The organism is Pseudomonas sp. DP-17, from assembly GCF_022380625.1.
Taxonomy (GTDB): Bacteria; Pseudomonadota; Gammaproteobacteria; order Pseudomonadales; family Pseudomonadaceae; genus Pseudomonas; species Pseudomonas nitroreducens_A.
This window is the reverse complement of record NZ_JAKSXG010000005.1, coordinates 1-5,767: the sequence shown is the minus strand read 5'-3', so window position 1 is coordinate 5,767 and position 5,767 is coordinate 1. Positions and strand designations below refer to the sequence as shown.

At 67.1% G+C, this 5,767-nt stretch carries 4 protein-coding genes; 1 reads left to right on the top strand and 3 read right to left on the bottom strand.

What is annotated here, in order from left to right:
- Positions 1-63 precede the first annotated feature (63 nt).
- The 3 genes from MJ122_RS12150 to MJ122_RS12140 all read right to left on the bottom strand — a co-directional run bounded on the left by MJ122_RS12150 (position 64) and on the right by MJ122_RS12140 (position 4,014).
- Complete coding sequence (locus tag MJ122_RS12150) at positions 64-1,422, bottom strand: DUF1329 domain-containing protein (protein ID WP_239744337.1); 1,359 nt, start codon at positions 1,420-1,422, stop codon at positions 64-66.
- Between the two features lie 41 nt (positions 1,423-1,463).
- Entirely contained in the window at positions 1,464-3,302 is a 1,839-nt protein-coding gene (locus MJ122_RS12145) for a DUF1302 domain-containing protein (RefSeq protein WP_239744336.1), read from the bottom strand.
- 145 nt (positions 3,303-3,447) lie between these two features.
- Entirely contained in the window at positions 3,448-4,014 is a 567-nt protein-coding gene (locus MJ122_RS12140; protein WP_239744335.1) for an alpha/beta hydrolase, read from the bottom strand.
- A 341-nt stretch (positions 4,015-4,355) separates the two neighbouring features.
- On the opposite strand from MJ122_RS12140, the gene MJ122_RS12135 reads away from it, so the two are divergent.
- A complete protein-coding gene (locus MJ122_RS12135) occupies positions 4,356-5,360 on the top strand; it encodes an AraC family transcriptional regulator (RefSeq protein WP_239744338.1) in 1,005 nt (334 codons plus the stop codon).
- The last annotated feature ends 407 nt before the right edge of the window (positions 5,361-5,767 follow it).

Below are 5,767 nucleotides of genomic sequence, written 5' to 3'. Positions count from 1 at the left end.
TCGCGGGTGGGGGCTGGCGGGGGGCGGCGGCGGGCCCCCCCCGCCCCCCCCCCCCGCCCGTGGTCAGCGAATGCCGCTACCGGCCAGCGCCTCGGGGGACCACTGGGTCTTGGCCAGCGGGTCGATGTAGCTGATGCCGCCGTACGGGCCGACGACGCCGTTGATGTTGTACGAGCCGGCGGTGAGGTCGTAGATCATGAACGGCGTGGCGTCCGGGATGCGCTTGTCGTAGCTCTGGCTGAGGAAGGCGAAGGAGCCGCGGTAGAGCTGGCCACGGGCGTCGTACTGGTCGGAGGCCAGGGCCACCCAGCTGTCTTCGTCGAGGTAGAAGCGGCGCTTGGCGTAGATGTGCCGCGCACCGGACTTCAGGGTGCCCTCGACGACCCACACGCGGTGTTTTTCCCAGCGCACGTAGTCGGGCGAGAGGTGGTTGGGCGTGACCACCGGCTTGATGTCGCTGGCGTAGGTCAGGCGGTAGGTGTTGTAGGGCACGACCATTTCCTGCTTGCCGACCAGCTTCCAGTCGTAGCGGTCCAGGGCACCGTTGAAGACGAACACGTCGTCGTAGGTGCCGGCGCCGGCCATGCCGGGGTTGGGGGTGTCGTAGGCCAGGTTCGGCGCGAGCTTCACGCGGCGCTGGCCGGGCAGGTACTGCCAGGCGCGGCGCGGCTGCTGCAGCGGGTTGGCGGCGTCCTTGAGCATCATCGCCTCGCCGGCGCGGCGGGCCGGGCCGCTGTAGTAGAGCTTCATCTGGTAATAGACCTCGGAGCCCTTCACCGGCTGGGTGAGGTCTTCGTACACCGGGTAGTTGATGAAGGCCTGGCCGGTGGTGGCGAGGTTGGCGCTGCCGGAGGCGTCGACGTTCCAGGAGTCGTACTTGGCCTTGATGTTCACGCCCTGGTAGCGCAACAGGAAGTTCCACATCGCCTCGGCGCCGGTCTTCGGGATCGGGAACGGCACGCCCGGCAGCGCGTTGTCGATGGCGGTGCCGCCTTCCAGGGACTGGGCGGTGACGGCGTTCTTCCTGCTGTTCTCCAGCACGGTGTCCGGCAGCGCGGCACTGCGGTGGGTCGGGTAGACGTCGACGCGGAAGCTCGGATAGCGCTTGGCCAGTTCCACGGTCGTGGCGCTCAGCTGGTTCTTGTACTGCTCGACGTTCTTGCTGTCGATCACCAGCACCGGCTTATCGCTGGCGAACGGGTCCGGGCGCATGCTGTCGCCGGTCTTGAAGCCGGCCGGAGCGGTAGTCAGGCCGCCGGCGTAGGCGGGAATCGAACCGTCGCTGCTGGCGGCCTTCTCGGCGCCGACCAGGGTCAGGGTGCTGCCCAGCTGGGCGGCGTCCTGCGGGGAAACGGCGGCCTGGGCCAGACCGCAGAGGCTCAGGCCGAGGGCGGTGGCAATCAGGGTGGGCTTGAAGTTCATGCTGTATTTCTCCTGCTTCGAGCTCGAAGCCTTACGTGAAATCAGAAGGTGGCCTTCAGGGATGCGGTAACCATGCCGCGGTCCTTCAGCAGGGGCGCGAGGCCGCCCTGCGAGGTGATCTGGCCGGGGATGCACTGGTACTGGCCGTTGGCGCCGGGGGTGTTGTTGTCGCGGCCGCTCTCGCAGGTATCGAAGGGGCCGAAGGCGTCGACGTATTTCAGGTCCAGGCGGTACTTCTGGTGGAAGTCGGCGGCCACGCCGACCGAGTAGCTGCCGGCGTCTTCGTTGCCGCCCAGCTGCACCGCGGAGTTGCCGTGCAGGCCGACGTTGTAGGCCATGGGCATGGACAGGTCGACGCCGGGGAAGGCCTGGTACCAGGTCGGGGTGAAGTTGGCGGACATGGCGTAGGCGTTGGTGGTGACCTTGTCGACGCCGTGGTAGCTGGAGTCGCCCTTGAAGGTCTGCTGGCCTTCGGTGACGTCCACCAGGTGCGTCAGGGTGCCTTCCACGGCCAGGGACGAGGCGTCCCACAACGGGGTGGCACCGAAGGTCACCAGGCCGTTGAGCACGACGTGGAGGGTCTTGCCGCGGGCAAGGCCCGTGTCGCCGTCGCTGGGCAGCCCGCCGATCAGGTTGGCGCCGTTGACCGCGCCGCGCTTGGCCGCTGCATAGAGCGTGGAGTTGACCGTGGCGAAGTTGCTCGCCAGCGGCATGTTCTCGCGGTAGTTCAGGTCCATGCCGACGCTCACCCCGCCGATTTCCTTCGACAGGCTGATGCCGTAGATGTCGATGTCGTCGGCGTACGCGGTGATGTAGTTCATCCCCTGCAGGCCGGCGAGGCCGGGCTTGTGCAGGTTCGGCGCGTCGACGAGCACCGCCGGCAGGGTGTCGGAGGTGTTGCGGTAGTAGAAGCCCAGGGTGCCGTCGAGCCATTCCGGGCTCCACTTGGCCATCAGGCCGAAGTCGCCGGTGTTGTCCGGCTCGCGGTCGTGGCCGCGCGGAGCGCCATAGAAGGCGTTCTGTGCCGGCAGCGGCAGCCAGAAGACGTTGCCGCCGTCGTTGAGCATGTCGTAGGGGCCCATGTAGGTGCCGCCTTCGGGGAAGCGCGAGTTCTCGAACTCGAGGAAGTACTGCGCAGCCAGGGTCAGCTCGGGGTTCACGGTCAGCGAGGCGGACAGCTGGTTGCGCGGCATGAACAGCTCTTTCGCTTCGGTGCCGGGCACGTTGTACAGCTTGCCCAGGTCCAGGGCCGACTGGCCGTAGTTGATGCCGTTGGCGGCGCTGAACAGGGTCTCGCCCCAGTAGATGGTGTGGCGGCCGAGCTTGCCGCTGAGCTGCATGTCGTCGCCGACCTGGTGGCTGGCAAAGACGAAGGCATCGAGCAGCTCGCCGGACGGGCCGTTGTAGTAGCGGTCGGCGAAGGTGCTCAGGCCGTGGGTGGCCGGCTGTGCGCCGCGCGGGGCGATCACGCTGCCGTTGCGGCTGACCAGGTGGCCGGCGTTGCCCTTCTGGCCGGGGAACGGGTTGTCCGAGCCGACATCATCGTAGGCATGGTCGTACCAGCCGGCGGCGCTGAGGCGGAAACCCATGCTGTCGCGGTAGACGAAGTCCAGTTCACTGAGCAGGTCGAAACGCTGGGTCACCGGGGTGCCGGAAGAGAAGTTGCGGTCGCCGTCGTTGGTGTTGGCGGTGCCGGCGATCTTGCTGTTGGGCGACTCGACCCGCTGCCCGTAGCTGAGCTTGACGGTGTTGTCGAAGCGGATCGACAGGTCCGGGTTGCCGGTGTCCAGCTCGAAGGCCTGCAGCGACTGGCTGGCCATCGCGGTGACGACAGCGGTTGCCAGCAGGCAGCGTTGCAGGGGGTTGCTCTGATGATGCATGCGTGTGCTCCGTTTCTTGTTGTGGTCGGGACGCTTTCCGGGCCCGTCCCGCAGCCCCTTCCCCCTGCGCCAGGGCGCACGGGGACCTGCCCCGGCGCGGACGCCGGGACCGGGAGTTGCTGGGTTGATCAGTCGCCTGGGTGAATCAGGTATCCAGCATCTGGATCAGCGCCTCGGCCTCTGGCCAGTCGCCGAATCCCGAAGCGGGGTTGAGATGGCCTACACGGCCCAGTTCCACCAGGCTGGCGCGCCAGTGGCGGGCCATGCGCTGCACGGCATCCGGGCTCGCCAGCGGGTCGTTGTCACTGCATGCCACCAGCGTGGGAAATGGCAGAGGCTCCAGCGGCAGCGGCGCCCAGCCCATTTCGGCCAGGACCGTCGGCTTGGGATAGTGGGCCGGCCAGTCGCCGTCGAGATCCGGCGGCGTCGCCAGCAACGCACCCTTGATCGGCCGGCGGTAGCGTGCCGCCCAGTGGGCGACCATCAGTACACCCGCGCTGTGGGCGACCAGGATCACCTCGCCTTCGATGCTTTCCAGTTCGCGCTGGATGGCATCGACACGGGCATTCAGGTCCAGCTTGCTCTCGGTCAGCGGCGGAACGCTGCGGACATTGGGCAGGCGCTGCTGGAGCAGGGTCTGCCAGTGCTCGGCCACGTGGTCGCGCAGTCCGGGGACCATGAGGACGGTGGTGGAAGTCTTGTTATGGCTCACCGATTCACCTTTGCCGTGATTTCGAACTTGTTGGACAGACAGTAGAGATGCACCGGTGAAGGTGCTTTGCATTGAGCGTCAGGCACTTCGCATTTGATGACAGGCCCTGCCCCGCCTGACGCCTCGCCGCAAGGCTGCATGGCTTGCACCACGGGACGTACGGCGCACTCCAGAGCGCCGCAGGCACTGGCCGAACTGCGAAACTTCGTACACGCTTGGTTACAGCTGCCGATAGAATCTGCTGTCATCGACCCAGCCAGCGTGCGCTCGGCCGTCGGCGTCCCCGGACCCCGCCGGCACGCAGCAACCACAAGAACAAGAAGGCGATCGGCATGACTCCAATGGTTCGCATTGCGGCCCTGACCAACTACCTGGAAGTGGCCCGGCACCTGGGCCTCAACCCGCAGCAGCAACTGAGTGCGGTGGGCCTCTCCCAATCCATGCTCGAGCACCCTGAGCAGCGCATCCCCGTTGCCACGGCGGTGACCCTGCTGGAGGACTCGGCGCGTATCAGCGGCAGCGAGACCTTCGGCCTGCGCATGGCCGAATCACGCCAGCTCGCCGACTTCGGCGTGATCAGCCTGCTGCTGTCGCACCAGGCCACCCTGCGCGAAGCGATGGACACCATCATTCGCTACCGCCACCTGCTCAACGAATCCCTGGCGCTGTACGTGGACCAGGAAGGCAAGATGGCGATCCTGCGCGAGGAGCTCCTCACCGTGCCGCCGATGCCCATGCGCCAGGGCCTGGAGCTGGCCCTGGGCACGCTCTACCGCCTCTGCGCCGCCCTCCTCGGCCCGCACTGGCGACCGATCAGCGTCAACTTCAGCCACGACGCCCCGGCGGACCTGCAGGTCCACCGGCGTCTGTTCGGCTGCAAGATCGAATTCGGCAGCGAGTTCAACGGCATCGTCATCCCCGCCGCCGACCTCGACGCCGCCAACCCCATGGCCGACCCGGCCATGGCGCGACATGCGCGCAGCTTCGTCGACTCCCTGCCCGGCGCCACCGACGGCAGCACGCTGAACGAGGTGCGCAAGTCCATCTACCTGCTGCTGCCCATGGGCCGCGCGACCATCGAACAGATCGCCCAGTCGCTGGGGCTGAACGTGCGCACCCTGCAACGGCGACTGGAAGACAACGGGGTGACCTTCTCCGACCTGATCAACGAAGTCCGCCGCGAACTGGTGCTGCGCTACATGGAGAACCCGCGCTATTCGCTGGGGCGCATCGCCGACCTGCTGGGGTATTCGATGCCCAGTTCGTTCACCCGGTGGTTCGCGGTGCAGTTCGGCGTGTCGCCGGCGGCGTGGCGCAAGGAACATCTGGGGCGGGAGGGGGAGTGATCGATTCCTGAAGGGGCGGTGCCGTGCGGTTCGCGAGCAAGCTCGCTCCTACGAAGAGCGCGCCCTGACTCCGGCTTGGCTTTGGCTTTGGCTTTGGCTTTGGCTTAGCAAGGCTTCCAGATAAACGTCAGCGCACTCCGAACGCCCCGTTCAGGAGGCCTCCTGAAAGGGGCATTCGGCGCGTGCGGATATTGCTCTGGAAGTCCTCAAAAGCCAAAGCCAGAGCCGGCGCCTGTACGTAGGGCGCATAATCCGAAACGGGTTATCCGCCAACACCACGTCCGCGGATAATGCTGGCGCGTTATACGCCCTACGAATCAGGGCCGGCGCCCAAACAGAATCGCGGGGGGGGGGGGCGCGCGCACCCCGCCCCCCCCCCCCCCGGGCGGGGGCCCCCCCCCCCCCCC